The following is a 15,607-nucleotide window of genomic DNA, read 5'->3' on the forward strand; positions in this document are numbered from 1 at the left end:
AAAAAGCCTTTAGATATAGAACATATAAGGATCGTTTTTATCTGTTTCTTTATAAGTGGATAAATCATCTAGAGTTGTGGTATCTAAAACGTTTTTTACTGCATCACGAATTCTTATCCATAATGCCTGCTTAGCTGGCTCCTCATCCTCAATACCTTCTACTGGCGTAATTGGCCCTTCTAAAATACGAATAATATCCCCTGCAGTAATCTCAGTTGCTGGCTTCGCTAGAATATAACCACCATATGCACCCCGAATACTTTTCACTAGTCCTGCATTTCGTAATGGTGGGACCAGTTGTTCTAAGTAATGTTCTGATAAATCATGGTTCTGCGCAATCGTTTTAAGCGATATTGGGCCATCACCAATTCGTTTTGCTAATGCAATCATAATGGTTAAGCCATATCTTCCTTTTGTCGATATTTTCATTATAACACCCCTAATAATAGTCACTCTGTAAAAAAAAATACACGGTTTAGTCCATCAATTATTATATCATGAAATATTTATAACTTGCATTTCTATATTGAAATCAGTACGATTAAAGCGAATGTATCTGAATATCACGACCGTACAAATGTATTCCATTTTAAATGATAGCATAAAAGAAAGTCAAGTTTATCGCTTGTTACTAAATTAAAACATTAAGGAGTTTTCATATGGTACAACGCCCTTTAGCCTTCCGCCTACGACCAAAACACATTAATGAAATTATTGGTCAAAAGCATCTTGTCGGAGAAGGTCATACGCTTAAACGCATGGTAGAAGCGGAAAGATTGACCTCAATGATCCTCTTCGGACCTCCCGGAACTGGAAAAACATCACTTGCCATTGCATTGGCAACATCATTAAACTTGCGTTATAAATTACTAAATGCGGTTATTGATAAGAAAAAAGATCTTGAAATTGCTGTTGCAGAAGCAAAGATGTCTGGAACCCTGATCATTATACTAGATGAGGTTCATAGACTTGATAAAGCAAAGCAGGATTTCTTACTACCTCATTTAGAAAGCAATTTGATTACATTAATTGGCTGTACCACTAGTAACCCATATCATGCCATTAATCCAGCCATTCGAAGTCGGGTGCATTTATTTGAACTTAACAAGCTTACGATTGATGAGGTAGTCAGTGCATTACAGCATGCATTAGCCAATCAGGAAGATGGATTAGGAAATATTGCAATAGAGATTACTGAAGAAGCATTACAACATTTTGCCCATGCATCTAATGGCGATTTACGATCTGCTTTAAATGGACTTGAGCTTGCCGCCTTTTCAACTAAGAAAACAGCTGATCATGTTGTTATAATTGATCTTCCTGTAGCTGAGGCTTGTATGCAGAAGAAGAGCTTCTCTCATGATAAAAATGGCGATGCGCATTATGATGTCCTATCTGCCTTTCAAAAGTCAATACGGGGAAGTGATGTGAATGCTGCCCTACATTACTTAGCCAGGTTAATTGAAGCAGGAGATTTAGATAGTATTGCGCGAAGAATGACGGTTATCGCCTATGAGGACATTGGTCTTGCTAACCCTCAGGCAGGTCCTCGCACCTTAGCAGCAATTGAGGCGGCAGAACGAGTTGGCTTTCCTGAAGCACGCATACCACTTGCTGTTGCTATTGTAGAGCTCTGTTTATCACCTAAATCGAATTCAGCATACAAAGCGCTTGACCAAGCGCTTCATGATGTACGCCATGGAAATATTGGTGATATCCCAGCACATTTAAAGGATAGTCACTATCCGGGGGCGAGCAAACTTGGAAGAGGTGTTGGCTATCAATACCCTCATAATTTTTCAGGTGGGTGGGTTAAACAACAATACTTGCCAGATAACTTAAAAGATAAACAATACTATCAACCTTTACAAACTGGTAAATTCGAACGCGCTTTAAAGCAAATGTATGATTCTATAAATAATGATGAATAACTTAGCTAGATTTTGTCCATACTTTTCATAACGATAATTAATTGAGTTAGTCTATAGCGATTAATCAATTTAACAAGGAGTGAAAACAATGGCAAAGGTTAGACAAGATGCCTGGTCACATGAAGATGATCTATTATTAGCAGAGACAGTCCTGAGACATATCCGTGAAGGTAGCACACAACTAAACGCATTTGAAGAGGTGGGTGATAAATTAAATCGTACCTCAGCAGCGTGTGGCTTTAGATGGAATGCTGAAGTAAGACAAAACTATGATCAGGCAGTTGCAATTGCAAAAAGACAACGCAAGCAAAATAAACGGCACCAATTACAGCAGCAACAAAAAGACGCTTCTACAGAAGCAGCATTTTATCGTACAGTTCCTGTTGAAATAAATGAGCAAGTAGAATTAACTAAACAGATAGAATCACGCCCACAGGTAGAATTAGATTTAACTTCAATTATTAGTTATTTAAAGCAGCTTAAAGCACAGTCAGAGAAATCTTATAAGCATGTAACAGCTTATGCTAGTCTTGAAAACAAGTATAATAACCTTGTTCTTGAAAACGAGAAATTAGCAAAGCAAGCAAAATCACTAGAAGCGCAACTTGAGAACGTCCAAGAGGACTATCAAACGTTCCTTAAAATTATGGACCGGGCAAGAAAAATGGTTGTTTTTAGCGATGAGGATGATAAAAAGCTACCATCCTTTGTCATGGACAAGAACGGTAACCTAGAGCAAGTCGCAAAATAATAATGTTACTAGCATATTAACGGCTCTGACAAAATTAGTAGCCATAGTAAAAACGAGCACATGATTAAGATGAACAGTAGGTAACCTACCCAGCATCTGTAAATCACGTGCTCGTTATTTGTTTAAGAAAATAATATAAATCCCGATCGTGCCGTCTAAATAAAAAGTTTTGAACCCGCTCTTGGCAGGTGGGTGCTTTGTTTCTTGGTTTTTAAGTCCTCAGGTCAATACGAGGCATGTAAGCAACAAGAAAACGTAAGCTCCCGACTTCATAATGTTCGGTCAAAACATTAATAATCGCAACGAACACATCAGGATTAACTTATGCAACTATCTTAGCACAATTAACTGTAATAATCAAGAATTCTTGAAAAGGGTTTCACGCATTTTTATTTAATTACTCAATTTTTGCACAATGTAAGTAGTCATGAAGACTTGAACGTTTTTGGGAGAACCGTACTCAATTCCTATCCATGTTTACTTTAATATCCGTTTGGCGCGCTATGTCGTTCCGAAAAGCAATGGATTCGCTTTCCGAAGGGCTGGCTTCAACCATCTTAGCTGAACCTTACTGTGTTGGTGCGCAAGTTGAGTTCATTACATTACTAAAGTTGCTGAAGTAATCATTAATCATCTTTAAGCTGGATATGAAGATCATTAATTTGCTCATTACTTACCAGGCTTGGGGCATTTGTTAATGGATCTGAAGCAGATGCCGTTTTCGGGAACAAAATGGTGTCCCGTAAGTTTGTTTTTCCAGCCAAAAGCATTACAATGCGATCAAAGCCGAGTGCAATCCCACCATGAGGGGGCGCACCATATTCAAGTGCATCCAATAAGAACCCAAATTCATCAACAGCTGCTTCTCTAGAGAAACCAAGTACTTCAAACATTTTTTCCTGTAGTTCCTTTTGATAGATACGAATAGAACCTCCACCAAGTTCAAAACCATTTAAGACAAGGTCATAGGCTGCGGCTTTAACCTGGCTCGGGTCATGGCCAAGCTTCTCGATATCTGCTTCAATTGGTGATGTAAACGGATGGTGTGCAGCAAAGTATCGTCCAGCTTCTTCATCATACTCAAGTAACGGCCAATCAGTTACCCATAGGAAATTAAATTGATTATGATCAATAAGGTTTAAATCCTTTGCTAACTTTTGTCTTAAGGCTCCTAAGCTGTTAAATACGACATCTGTTTTGTCAGCAACAAACAACAATAAGTCATTGTCATTTGCCGTTAATGCTTTCATTAAATCTCCCTGATCTGCTTCAGTAAAGAACTTAGCAATCGGACCTTTTAAGACTCCTTCTTCAACCTTAAGCCACGCTAACCCCTTCGCTCCATATATCTTAACAAAGTCCGTCAGTTTATCAATGTCCTTTCTCGAAAAAGCTTGGGCTTGTTCAGTAACATTAATTGCACTAACTTTTCCACCTGAAGCAACAGCGCTAGCAAAAACCTTGAAATCTGAGTTTCTTACCAGCTCAGAAATATCGACTAGCTCTAGGTCAAAGCGCGTATCTGGTTTATCAGAACCATAACGAGACATTGCTTCATCATAAGTCATTTGTTGAATCGGTAAGCTAATTTCGATCCCCTTTACCTTTGTCATTAATTTTTTAATCATTTGCTCAGTCATTGCGATAATATCAGCTTGTGACATAAATGACGTCTCAATATCTATTTGTGTAAATTCAGGCTGACGATCTGCTCTTAGGTCCTCATCACGGAAACAGCGGGCAAACTGAAAATAGCGTTCAAATCCTGCGACCATAATTAATTGCTTAAACAACTGTGGCGATTGCGGTAACGCATAGAAATGGCCTTGATGAACACGACTTGGAACGAGATAATCACGCGCCCCTTCTGGCGTACTCTTCGTCAGCATTGGCGTCTCCATTTCTAAGAAGTCGTTATCATTGAGAAACTGGCGAATAACTTGTGCAGCTTGATGTCTAAGCTTAAATGTTTGTTGCATTGATTCTCTTCTTAAATCAATATAACGATATTTGAGTCTCACATCCTCTGAAACATCAGCTCCATCTAAAACAGTAAATGGTGGGTTTTTTGCTTCATTAATGACTGAGATAGATTGAGCTGCAATCTCAATTGCTCCCGTTTTCATCTTAGGGTTAACCGTTGCTTGATTACGTTTAACAACTTCCCCTTTAACTTCAATGACATACTCACTTCTCACTAATTCTGCGACGGCTAGCGCTGACTCCGATACATCGGGGTTAAAAACAACCTGAACCACACCCGATCGATCCCTTACATCAATAAACACTAACCCACCAAGATCTCTTCTTTTCTGCACCCAACCTTTTAATAAAATCTGTTCACCAACTTGCTCAACACTTAATTCTGAGGCTAACTGTCTTTTTCTTGTCATAAAATTATCCCCCTATAATACTTCTTTCATATAATCCACAATTTGTTCAAAGCCAATCAACTGTTGATTACCTGTTACCATGTCTTTTACTAGAGCCTGCTGATCAATTAGCTCCTGTTCAGCAATAATAATAACGTGCTTAGCGTTTAGTCGATCAGCTGCTTTAAATTGTGCCTTCATTTTTCTACCTGAATAATCTTTATCAACTTGAATATCTGCTAAGCGTAGCTGATCCTGAATCTGAACTGCTTTTAGCTCTGCTTCAGCGCCTAGCGCAACGATGAAACAGTCAAGTTGCTGATCAATTGGTAGCTTAATCTTTTCAGCTTCAAGTGCCATTAATAAACGCTCCACACTTAAGGCAAAACCAATTCCCGGTGTAGGCTGACCACCCAAGTCCTCAACTAAGCCATTATAGCGCCCACCACCAGATAAAGTGGTAATTGCCCCGAAGCCTTCCGCTTCACTCATAATTTCAAAAGCCGTGTGGTTATAGTAGTCTAGTCCACGGACAAGATTAGGATCAACTTGATAAGGGATGTCCATTGCATCTAAATAAACTCTGACCTTTGTAAAATAGTGATCAGCTTCTACTGTTAAGAAGTCTAAAATTTTTGGTGCTGATTGCATGGCTGGATGATCATGATCCTTTTTACAATCAAGCACCCGTAACGGATTTTGTTCTAGTCGCACCTGACAGTCTGAGCATAATTCTGCTTTATATGGATTAAAGTGGTCAATTAGTGCACGTTTGTGACTCAAACGGCTTTCTTGATCACCTAACGAATTAATGACCAGCTTTAGTGAACTAAGGCCAAGCCCACGGTAAAAGTTCATTGCTAATGCAATTACTTCAGCATCAATAGCGGGATCTGCGCTTCCTAGCGCTTCTATTCCAAGCTGAACAAACTGGCGCATCCTCCCCTGTTGTGGGCGCTCATAACGAAACATCGGTCCATTGTAAAACAGCTTCTGCGGTTGAATCGCCGCTCCATATAGCTTATTTTGAACAAATGCCCGCACAACAGATGCTGTTCCTTCAGGACGAAGTGTTAAGCTCCGTCCACCCCGATCCTCAAATGTATACATTTCTTTTTGGACAATATCTGTTGTATCACCAACGCCACGCTGAAATAGCTCAGTATGCTCAAATATTGGTGTCCTAATTTCTTGATAATTATAACGTTTGCAAATATTAACAAATTGTTGCTCAACAAACTGCCATCTTTCACTTTCACCTGGTAAAATATCTTGTGTACCTCTTGGTAAATTAATCATGATAATGCCCTCCTGTTCGGCTATTATTCCCTTAAAATATGTAAGATAAAATGAAACGTTAGTAGTTATTAAGGTGTTTAGAACTTTTTTAAACACAAAAAAAACGCCTCCCAAAAAAAGGGACGAGCGATTACCCGTGTTGCCACCCTAGTTGAATTCATTAATAATGCTATGAATTCCACTCAAAGCCATTAACGCCTGGCCCGCGGCTATACTTACTCTAACTTTCAATATAGCACCTACGGAATGTCTTTCATTAAACAGCCGGATAGAGATCCTCTCAGCTACTAGATCCCCTCTCTTAAATATCCACTTTTTTTAACTACTCTTTCCCTCATTGGTTTTAACACCATTTAATTGTTTATAATATTACTGTTTGCGACTTGTAATGTCAAGCTTATTTTCAAATCGAGAAAAAGCTTTTGACGTATGGTCTGTTTTTTTTATATGATAGTAATATATCGACACTAAATTTCGTGAACGTGTTAGTTTCCGAAAAATGTAAGTATAATTATGATGACATACATCAAAGGAGAAAAAAATGCAGAAGAAAATACCCTATCTAATTATATTTACCTTCTTACTGTTCGCACAACACATCCGTGCTGATTCTATTCAAATAGAAACAGATCAGCTCTTAGTAAGATCAGGACCTGGTACTGAATACGAGGTGATTGGTCACGTTGATCAAGGGGAGCAATATGAACGTGCAGACGAAGACGGTGATTGGATTGCTATTGCCTTTAATAATGAAACTGGCTGGGTACATAGTCAGTATACTTCAATTATCGGTAATGAATCTAATTCTCATGAAGGCACTGATCCGGAAAATGCTCAAGGTGAATTGGAAGATGAATCTGAAGGTGAAGGCGAAGGTGATCAACCAAACACAGGAAATACATATCCTTTTAACCAAATAGTCAAAGTAGATGTTGTCAATATTCGAGAAGAACCGACTGTGCAATCAGCGATTATTGGCGAGCTTAGAAAAAGGCAGACTGTGTCTATTATTGCTTCAATCGATGAAAATTGGGTTGAGATTGAAACAGACGATTTAACGGGATTTATGCCAGCATCAATTGTCGGGTTAAATGCAGTTGATAATAACTCCAGTATGCGATCATTAAGCAACAAACGGATTGTCATTGACCCCGGACATGGCGGAGTAGATGTCGGGGCAATTAGTCAAAGCGAGCACTATGAGAGCGAATATACCCTTTATACAGCTCAGATTCTGGCCAACCAATTAGAGCGACTTGGTGCAAGTGTCCAATTAACCCGAGATGATGACTTTTATTACGCGCTTACGCCTCGATCAGTGTTCGCTAACTATTATGATGCAGATGTTTTCTTAAGCCTTCATTATAATAGTGAGCCTCAGTACCCGACTGCAAATGGGATTAATACCTTCTATCGTGATGACCGTGACCAAGCCTTGGCTGACATTGTCCACGCCGCTATTCTAGAAGAAACAGGGGCGAATGATCGCGGTGTAGCTTCTGGTAACTATCTTGTGCTAAGGCACGCTCGGCGTCCTGGTCTATTATTAGAACTTGGCTTCCTTTCTAATGCTGAAGAAGAGCTACAAATTCAAAGCTTCGCTTATCAGAATGAAATTAGTAGAGGAATCATTTCTGGCTTACAGCAATATTTCTCAAATCAGACTAGGCTTGAGAATTGAGAGGTTTTTCGATAAACATTTATAACGAAAAGAGACTGACTAAGTAGTCAGTCTCTTTTCGTTATTTAATCATTGTTATTCGTTTAAATCGTAAACCTCACCTTTAACTAGGTACATAATGCTTTCAGCGATATTAGTGAGATGATCCCCGAAACGTTCAATATACCTTGCACTAAAGGCCATCTGCATAACAAGTTGAATTTTTTGCGGATTGGTCGCTGTCATTTGCAATAGTTCTTCCATTACTTGCCCGAACATACCATCAATGAGATCATCAAGCTCTGACAATTTCTTTGCTAGTTGAATGTCCTCTTTTTTATAAGCTTCTATTGCAAGGTCAATCATTTTAAAGGCGACATCGCGCATATCTGCCAGTGAGGGATGAATCTCAAGCTGATGATCGTTACCAAGATGAATAGCAGAACGAGCAATATTTTTGGCGTTATCAGCCATTCTTTCTAAATCAGTTGCCGTACGAATGGCAACAATTAACTTTCTTAAATCGCTAGCCACAGGTTGTTGACGAGCAATAAGCAAAATAGATGCTTCATTAATTGCTAAATCGAGTTGATCTAATTCTTTATCTGCTTCCATCACTTGCTGAGCTTTATCAACATCTGATTGATAAAGGGCAGCTATAGACCCTTCCAATTGAACCTTTGCTGCCTTCGCTAACTTGATTACCATGTCCTTTACTGCTTCTAACTCTAAATCAAATTGTTCACGTGCTACCATTAAAATGCCTCCTTTTATTAACCAAATCTTCCTGTAATATAATCTTCAGTTCGTTTATCCTCAGGATTAGAGAATAAGCGATTTGTATCTGTAAATTCAACAAGCTCCCCATTTAGCATGAACGCAGTTCGATCTGAAATTCGAGCAGCCTGCTGCATATTATGCGTAACAATGACAATTGAATAATCTGTCTTCAACTCTTGAATAAGCTCCTCAACCTTCAAAGTAGATTTTGGATCAAGTGCTGAAGTTGGCTCATCCATTAAAATAACATCTGGCTCAATGGCAAGTGCACGTGCAATACAAAGACGTTGTTGTTGACCACCAGACAAGCCATAAGCACTATCCTTTAAGCGATCCTTTACTTCATCCCAAATTGCTCCACCGCGTAAACTCTTCTCGACAATCTCATCTAAGATTTTTTTGCTTTTAATACCATGAATTCTTGGTCCATAAGCTACATTGTCGTAAATCGATTTTGGGAATGGGTTTGGCTTTTGAAAAACCATCCCTACCTTAGTCCGAAGTTCTTCAACCTTAAAGCTCTTATCTAAAATATTTTGATTTCGGTAATGAATCATACCAGTTGTCTCAACATTTGGTACCAGTTCGACCATCCGATTTAATGTCTTCAGAAAAGTTGACTTCCCACAGCCTGATGGACCAATCATTGCTGTTACTTCCTTCTCATAAATCGGCAGATTGATTCCCTTTAATGCATGCTTACTTCCATACCATAAATTTAAATCTTCCGTATTAAATACTTTTCTTAAGTTTTTTTCTGGCTGAGCCGTATTGGTAAGTCCCGTTACAATCTTCATTTGATTTCCCCCTGATCTAGTACCTTTGCTGAAATTTATTTCGAATAATAATGGCAACTGAATTTAACAGAAATAGCATTAGCAATAGCACGATAATAGTAGCTGATGCTAAATTAGCGTATTCACGTACTAGTGAAGCATCTAATGTCCAGTAGTATATTTGCATTGGTAAAACAGTAAAACGATCAAGTAACCCCCCTGGGAAAGGCAACAATAATGCTGGTATCCCTAAAACAACAAGTGGCGCTGTCTCACCAATTGCTCGTGATAAAGCTAAAATGGTTCCCGTTAGAATACCTGGTAAAGAGGCTGGCAGGACAATATTTTTAATCGTTTGCCATTTGGTTGCACCAAGACCATACGACCCTTCACTTAAAAATCCTGGTACTGCTCGAATTGCCTCTTGACTTGAGACGATAACAATTGGTAGGACAAGCAGTGACATCGTCAATCCGCCTGCAAGGACTACACTTCCTAGTTGCAGTGATCTTACAAAAATAGTCATCCCTAAAATACCATAAACAATGGAAGGAACACCTGCTAAGTTTGCTATGTTGGTTTGAATCACGGACTGTAGCTTCCCTTTTTTAGCGTACAGTTCATTATAGATAGCTGTTCCTACGCCAAGAATCATCGTTACAGGTATGACTACTGCCATCAGCCAAAGCGTCCCAAGAATTGCGCCCATAATTCCAGCTCTTTCTGGCACGGTTGATAAGCGATTAGAGAGGAAATCAAAGTTGATGTAGTCGATGCCCTCAGTAAAGACTTGTACTAATAAAATAGCTAGCACGATAATCCCAAAGGTTGTAGCCATAAAAAACAAGCTTTTAAATAAATTATTAATCAAAATTCGTCGTTGCATTCTTTGAATGACTTTACTATGATTTAAATACTTCATAATTAGTATTCCTCCCGAAAGCGGCGAGAAATGTATCTTGCCAAAATGTTCATAAGTAAGGTAAACACGAACAAGGTCATCGCTACCGCGTATAAACTGTAATAAATAGTTGATCCTGCAGGTGCATCACCAGCAGCGACCTCCACAACATATGCCGTCATTGTTTGCATAGACTGTGTGACATCAAAGGTAAAATTCTTTGAGCTACCACTTGCAATTGTAACAATCATTGTCTCACCAATAGCTCTAGATATGCCCAATACAAAAGAAGCAACGATACCTGAAAAGGCGGCTGGAATCACAACTTTAAATGTAATTTCAAGCTTAGTTGCGCCAAGTGCAAGAGCACCTTCACGCATTGATTTAGGAACTGCAGCCATTGCATCTTCTGATAACGAGGCAATCATTGGAATAATCATAATTCCCATCACTAAACCAGGACTTAAAATATTAGTTGCACCTAATGCTGGAATGAATTGACGTAATAATGGCGTAACAAACGTAAAAGCAAAAAATCCATAAACAATGGTTGGAATACCTGCTAACAACTCTAAAATTGGTTTTAACAGACCACGCACCCGGTCTGAAGCATATTCACTTAAAAAAATTGCCGTCATCATACCAATAGGGCCAGCCACTAGCATTGCAATGATTGATGACAAGATGGTTCCAGTAATTAATGGAAGGACACCAAATTGCGGGTTCTGACTTAATGGTCGTAAAACAGTCCCAGTAAAGAATTCAATAATAGAGACACGTTGAAAAAAGGAAAACGTTTCGGTGATAAGCACTAATACAATTCCAATCGTAGTTAAGATCGATAAGAACGCAATAAAAAAAAGTGCTTTGGGTATCGTTTTTTCAATCCAAGCAACCAAACTTGATGAACGCTTGTTTTCTTCTATTAAATCGTTAATATCTAATGTATCTGTTTTATTAATATTTGAATGTTTATTCATTAGAAAACCTACCTTTTACCGTAATAAGAGACACAATGCCCCATGCAATCAAACCTTTAATTTAATCCGCTAAGAAAAGCCAATTCCATTTGTATTTCATCCTCTGGAACTGGTGCAAAGCCAGCAATATCAGCAAATTCATTAACATGCTCCATTAAGAAAAGCGAAAAGTCCAATACCTGTTCCTTTTCTCTAGCGTTATTCAGGTTTAAGTAGGTAAAGATTGGTCTGGTAAACGGACCATATTCCCCATCTTCTTTAATATTGTCATAGGTCGGCTCAACAGGACCATTACCAAAGTCAACTTGCACAATACCAAGCTGGTCTTGATTATTAACATAATAGCCAAAGCCAAAGAAACCAATTGCATTAATATCTTCTCTAACTAATGTAACCAAAGTTGAATACTCTTGCTGTAAATCAATATCAGTTACTAGATCAGTTTCATTTAAAATTTCTTCATAGAAAAATTCATAAGTCCCATGGTTTTCATTTGGTCCATAGGTTTTAATCTTTTCATTAGGAAATGAGGGATCAATGTCAGACCAATTGCTAATACCGCCATCAGCTTGAAAAATTTTAACAATTTGCTCCTGAGTCAGCTCCGTTGCCCAATCATTGTCTGGATGAATGACGAAGGCAAGACCATCTAAAGCAATTTTTAATTCCTTAGGTTCAAAACCTGCTACCTCGGCCCCCTGCAACTCTTCATTTCTAATATGACGGGAAGCATTATTCAAGTCTGTTCCACCACGCATAATAAACTTCTGAAAGCCGGCACTTGTTCCGGCCCGTGAAACTTCTACTGAAACCTTGGGTTGTTCATTAAGCATATATTCCTCAGCAATCCGCGCCATTAATGGGTAAACTGTTCCAGATCCATCAATTGCAACTCGACCTGTTAATAAACTTTCATCATCAAGGTTTAAATCCGCATTCCCACATGCAGTAATTAGTAATACTGCTACTACCATTATTATCGTAATTAAGTACTTTTTTCTCATTATAACTCCCCCTAGAAATCAGGCTTCTATCGTATTTCTTTATACTCAACATATTACTTTCTTAATATGAACTTATCGTTAATTAAACGTTAAGAATTTGTAAATTTTATTAATTGCTACTCAACTCATTATTAAGAATGTTTAAAAGAACAGGCTTCTGCTCTGGTAAAAGAGCTTTCTTTACGTACATCATTTACAAAAAGCATTGCTTGTTTAATTATTATGCTACCTTATTTATTTACTAGAACAGGAAAAGACATTCTTACAAATTGTAAGTAATATTTTATTAAACAACAAAAAAAGCCCGATAGTGAAACGAGCTTTAAGCTACTATTTCAGTATCTGACTTTTTCTGGTTCTTCATCAAACAGCGTTGGTTAAGCACAGGAGTCGACTCTTTTTCTTATGCCTAATATTAGAAAATAATCTTACCAACGTTATTTGTTATACAACCACTTTTCTTCTTAACTGTTATGCATTAGCGGTCCGCACTGTCAATCATAATGGTGACTGGACCATCATTAATTAGGCTCACTTCCATCATTTCACCAAATACACCTGTTTCAACCTTTAAATTACTATCTCTCAATTGCGCATTAAAATAGTTGTACAGAGGCTCTGCTAACTCTGGCCTGGCTGCGCCCATAAAGTTTGGTCGCCTTCCTTTCTTGGTATCCGCATACAACGTAAACTGGGAGATCGATAAAACCTCTCCAGCAATATCTATTATAGATTGATTCATTTTATGTTGATCATCTTCATAGATACGTAAATGTGTAATTTTCCGGATTAAGTAGTCAGCATCACCTTGATCATCATCATGAGTAATCCCTAATAGAATAACGATCCCATGTTTAATCTTACCAATAACCTGTTGATCAACAGTTACTTGTGCTTGGCTGACTCTTTGAATAACCGCTCTCACGCATACATACCCCCACGATCAATTTTATTGCACAACACGCTCGACTGTATAAATGTCTTTAATTTGCTTTAGCCGTTCGACAATACGACGTAGATGATTAACATTATTAATCAAGATTGTTAAATGAATGATGACCATCTTATTACGATCTGATTTCCCACTTACAGCAATAATATTGGTTCCCATCTCATTTACATACTGCAGCACATCATTTAATAATCCACGACGATCATAGCCAGAGATCTCTAAATCAACATGATACTGCTTGGCATTGGTTGTAGACGATTCCCATTCAACTTTTAACGCACGATCCTCAATGCCTTCACCCTTCATGTTCGGACAGTCCCTGCGATGGACAGATACACCACGACCTTTGGTAATAAATCCGACAATCTCATCTCCTGGAACTGGATTACAACATTTTGCTAGACGAACAAGAAGATTGTCCACACCCTCAACCTTTACACCCGAGTCTTTACGTTTTGTTGGTTTAGCTCTTGTTTTTTGGTGAACACTTTCTATTGATTCTTCAAGGTCCTGCTTCTGTTCTTGTCTCCGCATTTTATCGGTTAAACGTGTCGCAATTTGAGAAGCAGTTATCCCTTGATAACCAACAGCAGCATACATATCTTCAATACTAATAAAGTTAAAGCGATCAGCAACACGCTGTAGATTCTCTTGGTTTAAAACCTCTTTAAGATCGAATTCTGACGCACGCACTTCTTTCTCGACTAGTTCCTTACCTTTAATGACATTTTCTTCTCGTTGCTGTTTCTTAAAGAACTGCTTAATTTTATTTTTCGCTTGCGAAGTTTGTGCCATCTTAATCCAGTCCCGTGAAGGTCCATAGGAATGCTTTGAGGTCATGACCTCTACAATATCCCCATTTTTCAAAAGATAGTCTAATGGCTCCATTTTACCGTTCACACGAGCACCAATGGTATGATTGCCAATTTCCGTGTGGATTTTATAGGCAAAATCAATTGGAACTGAACCTTTAGGCAGCTCGATAACATCACCCTTAGGTGTAAAAACATAGACAAGATCTGCAAATAGTTCAACCTTTAGCGACTCCATAAATTCTTCGGCATCGTGCGTTTCACTCTGTGATTCAAGAATCTCCCTAAACCAGGCTAATTTCTCTTCTGAATTATCTTTACCCGGCTGAAGAGACTTCCCTTCTTTATAGGCCCAATGGGCAGCAATTCCATATTCTGCGATTTCATGCATATCCTTTGTCCGAATTTGCACTTCTAACGGTGCACCCTTTGGTCCGATAACGGTCGTATGCAACGATTGATAAAGATTTGGCTTTGGCATCGCAATATAATCTTTAAAGCGACCCGGCATCGGTTTCCAGCATGTATGAATAATACCAAGAACTGCATAACAATCTTTGATACTATCAACAATAATCCGAACTGCCAACAAATCGTATATCTCATTAAATTGCTTATTTTGCAGCACCATTTTTCGGTAAATACTATATAAATGTTTTGGTCGACCAGAAAAATCAGCTCTAATATTAACTTCTTCAAGCTGAATCTGAACCTCTTTCATGACTTCTTCGATATAATATTCACGTTCTTCCCGCTTTTGCTTCATTAAATTTACAATGCGGTAATATTGCTGCGGATTTAAATAGCGTAGCGCTGAATCTTCTAACTCCCATTTTATCGCAGAGATACCTAGTCGATGTGCTAATGGTGCAAAAATCTCTAACGTTTCATTTGCCTTACTTCTTTGTTGTTCTGGTGGCATATGCTTTAACGTTCTCATGTTATGAACTCGGTCAGCTAGCTTTATTAAAATAACGCGAATATCCTTTGACATGGCAATAAACATTTTGCGATGATTCTCAGCCTGCTGCGCTTCTTTTGATTTGAACTTAATTTTCCCCAACTTCGTTACACCATCAACTAGCATGGCAATTTCATCATTAAAGTTCGCTTCAATATCAGCTAAGGTAATGGATGTATCTTCGACAACATCATGTAAAAAACCACCTGCAATGGTTTCAGCATCTAAGCCTAAATGAACGAGTATGCCAGCAACCTGAACAGGGTGAATAATATAGGGTTCCCCAGATCTTCTAAATTGATTTTCGTGGGCAACTTTGGCGTACTCATAAGCACGACTTATGCGTGCAGTATCCTCTTCGGTTAAGTAGCTTGACGCCTGACGAATGACATCCTGAGCCGTTAATATATTTTCTCTCGACATTTATA

13 protein-coding genes, 1 other RNA gene and 1 other annotated feature are annotated in these 15,607 nt (G+C 38.4%); of the genes, 3 read left to right on the plus strand and 11 right to left on the minus strand.

Going from position 1 to position 15,607, the window contains the following annotated elements:
- Positions 1-9: 9 nt before the first annotated feature.
- Entirely contained in the window at positions 10-429 is a 420-nt protein-coding gene (gene cymR / locus BM000_RS09860) for a cysteine metabolism transcriptional regulator CymR (protein WP_091497531.1), read from the minus strand.
- 230 nt (positions 430-659) lie between these two features.
- Here cymR and BM000_RS09865 point away from each other — a divergent pair, with 230 nt between their 5' ends.
- A complete protein-coding gene (locus tag BM000_RS09865) occupies positions 660-1,931 on the plus strand; it encodes a replication-associated recombination protein A (RefSeq protein ID WP_091497534.1) in 1,272 nt (423 codons plus the stop codon).
- 88 nt (positions 1,932-2,019) lie between these two features.
- Positions 2,020-2,682, plus strand: coding sequence for an RsfA family transcriptional regulator (locus tag BM000_RS09870; protein WP_091497537.1), 663 nt, complete (start codon positions 2,020-2,022; stop codon positions 2,680-2,682).
- Positions 2,683-2,817: 135 nt separating this feature from the next.
- Here the strand turns inward: BM000_RS09870 and ssrS are convergent.
- The 3 genes from ssrS to hisS form a co-directional block, all read right to left on the minus strand.
- Positions 2,818-3,003, minus strand: a non-coding RNA gene (gene ssrS / locus BM000_RS09875) — 6S RNA.
- Between the two features lie 305 nt (positions 3,004-3,308).
- Positions 3,309-5,075 carry an aspartate--tRNA ligase gene (aspS, locus tag BM000_RS09880; RefSeq protein WP_091497540.1) on the minus strand — a complete coding sequence of 589 codons (1,767 nt, stop codon included), beginning with the start codon at positions 5,073-5,075 and terminating at the stop codon, positions 3,309-3,311.
- Between the two features lie 12 nt (positions 5,076-5,087).
- Positions 5,088-6,353 carry a histidine--tRNA ligase gene (gene hisS, locus BM000_RS09885; protein WP_091497542.1) on the minus strand — a complete coding sequence of 422 codons (1,266 nt, stop codon included), beginning with the start codon at positions 6,351-6,353 and terminating at the stop codon, positions 5,088-5,090.
- Positions 6,354-6,468: 115 nt separating this feature from the next.
- Positions 6,469-6,700: a binding site (T-box leader), on the minus strand.
- Between the two features lie 194 nt (positions 6,701-6,894).
- On the opposite strand from hisS, the gene BM000_RS09890 reads away from it, so the two are divergent.
- Entirely contained in the window at positions 6,895-8,034 is a 1,140-nt protein-coding gene (locus BM000_RS09890) for an N-acetylmuramoyl-L-alanine amidase family protein (RefSeq protein WP_091497545.1), read from the plus strand.
- Positions 8,035-8,109: 75 nt separating this feature from the next.
- On the opposite strand, the gene phoU is transcribed toward BM000_RS09890, so the two are convergent.
- The 7 genes from phoU to BM000_RS09925 all read right to left on the minus strand — a co-directional run bounded on the left by phoU (position 8,110) and on the right by BM000_RS09925 (position 15,602).
- A complete protein-coding gene (gene phoU / locus BM000_RS09895; protein WP_091497547.1) occupies positions 8,110-8,769 on the minus strand; it encodes a phosphate signaling complex protein PhoU in 660 nt (219 codons plus the stop codon).
- 17 nt (positions 8,770-8,786) lie between these two features.
- A complete protein-coding gene (pstB, locus tag BM000_RS09900; RefSeq protein ID WP_091497550.1) occupies positions 8,787-9,590 on the minus strand; it encodes a phosphate ABC transporter ATP-binding protein PstB in 804 nt (267 codons plus the stop codon).
- Between the two features lie 16 nt (positions 9,591-9,606).
- Positions 9,607-10,491, minus strand: a complete 885-nt coding sequence (pstA, locus tag BM000_RS09905; RefSeq protein WP_091497552.1) for a phosphate ABC transporter permease PstA — start codon at positions 10,489-10,491, stop codon at positions 9,607-9,609.
- Between the two features lie 2 nt (positions 10,492-10,493).
- Positions 10,494-11,450: a phosphate ABC transporter permease subunit PstC gene (gene pstC, locus BM000_RS09910; RefSeq protein WP_091497555.1), complete on the minus strand. Its 957-nt coding sequence runs from the start codon at positions 11,448-11,450 to the stop codon at positions 10,494-10,496.
- A 56-nt stretch (positions 11,451-11,506) separates the two neighbouring features.
- Positions 11,507-12,454: a PstS family phosphate ABC transporter substrate-binding protein gene (locus BM000_RS09915; RefSeq protein ID WP_091497557.1), complete on the minus strand. Its 948-nt coding sequence runs from the start codon at positions 12,452-12,454 to the stop codon at positions 11,507-11,509.
- A gap of 478 nt (positions 12,455-12,932) precedes the next feature.
- The gene (gene dtd / locus BM000_RS09920; RefSeq protein WP_091497559.1) at positions 12,933-13,379 is read right to left on the minus strand and encodes a D-aminoacyl-tRNA deacylase; all 447 of its coding nucleotides are present in this window, start codon (positions 13,377-13,379) and stop codon (positions 12,933-12,935) included.
- Between the two features lie 24 nt (positions 13,380-13,403).
- Positions 13,404-15,602 (minus strand): RelA/SpoT family protein, encoded by a 2,199-nt coding sequence (locus tag BM000_RS09925; RefSeq protein WP_091497562.1) that lies wholly within the window; start codon positions 15,600-15,602, stop codon positions 13,404-13,406.
- Between the last annotated feature and the right edge of the window lie 5 nt (positions 15,603-15,607).

Origin of the sequence: Amphibacillus marinus (assembly GCF_900110345.1) — a bacterium.
Lineage (GTDB): Bacteria > Bacillota > Bacilli > Bacillales > Amphibacillaceae > Amphibacillus_D > Amphibacillus_D marinus.

Coding starts and splice junctions, on each gene's coding strand:
- cymR (WP_091497531.1), bottom strand. CDS start 429: ATGAAAATATCGACAAAAGGAAGATATGGCTTAACCATTATGATTGCA.
- BM000_RS09865 (WP_091497534.1), top strand. CDS start 660: ATGGTACAACGCCCTTTAGCCTTCCGCCTACGACCAAAACACATTAAT.
- BM000_RS09870 (WP_091497537.1), top strand. CDS start 2,020: ATGGCAAAGGTTAGACAAGATGCCTGGTCACATGAAGATGATCTATTA.
- aspS (WP_091497540.1), bottom strand. CDS start 5,075: ATGACAAGAAAAAGACAGTTAGCCTCAGAATTAAGTGTTGAGCAAGTT.
- hisS (WP_091497542.1), bottom strand. CDS start 6,353: ATGATTAATTTACCAAGAGGTACACAAGATATTTTACCAGGTGAAAGT.
- BM000_RS09890 (WP_091497545.1), top strand. CDS start 6,895: ATGCAGAAGAAAATACCCTATCTAATTATATTTACCTTCTTACTGTTC.
- phoU (WP_091497547.1), bottom strand. CDS start 8,769: ATGGTAGCACGTGAACAATTTGATTTAGAGTTAGAAGCAGTAAAGGAC.
- pstB (WP_091497550.1), bottom strand. CDS start 9,590: ATGAAGATTGTAACGGGACTTACCAATACGGCTCAGCCAGAAAAAAAC.
- pstA (WP_091497552.1), bottom strand. CDS start 10,491: ATGAAGTATTTAAATCATAGTAAAGTCATTCAAAGAATGCAACGACGA.
- pstC (WP_091497555.1), bottom strand. CDS start 11,450: ATGAATAAACATTCAAATATTAATAAAACAGATACATTAGATATTAAC.
- BM000_RS09915 (WP_091497557.1), bottom strand. CDS start 12,454: ATGAGAAAAAAGTACTTAATTACGATAATAATGGTAGTAGCAGTATTA.
- BM000_RS09925 (WP_091497562.1), bottom strand. CDS start 15,602: ATGTCGAGAGAAAATATATTAACGGCTCAGGATGTCATTCGTCAGGCG.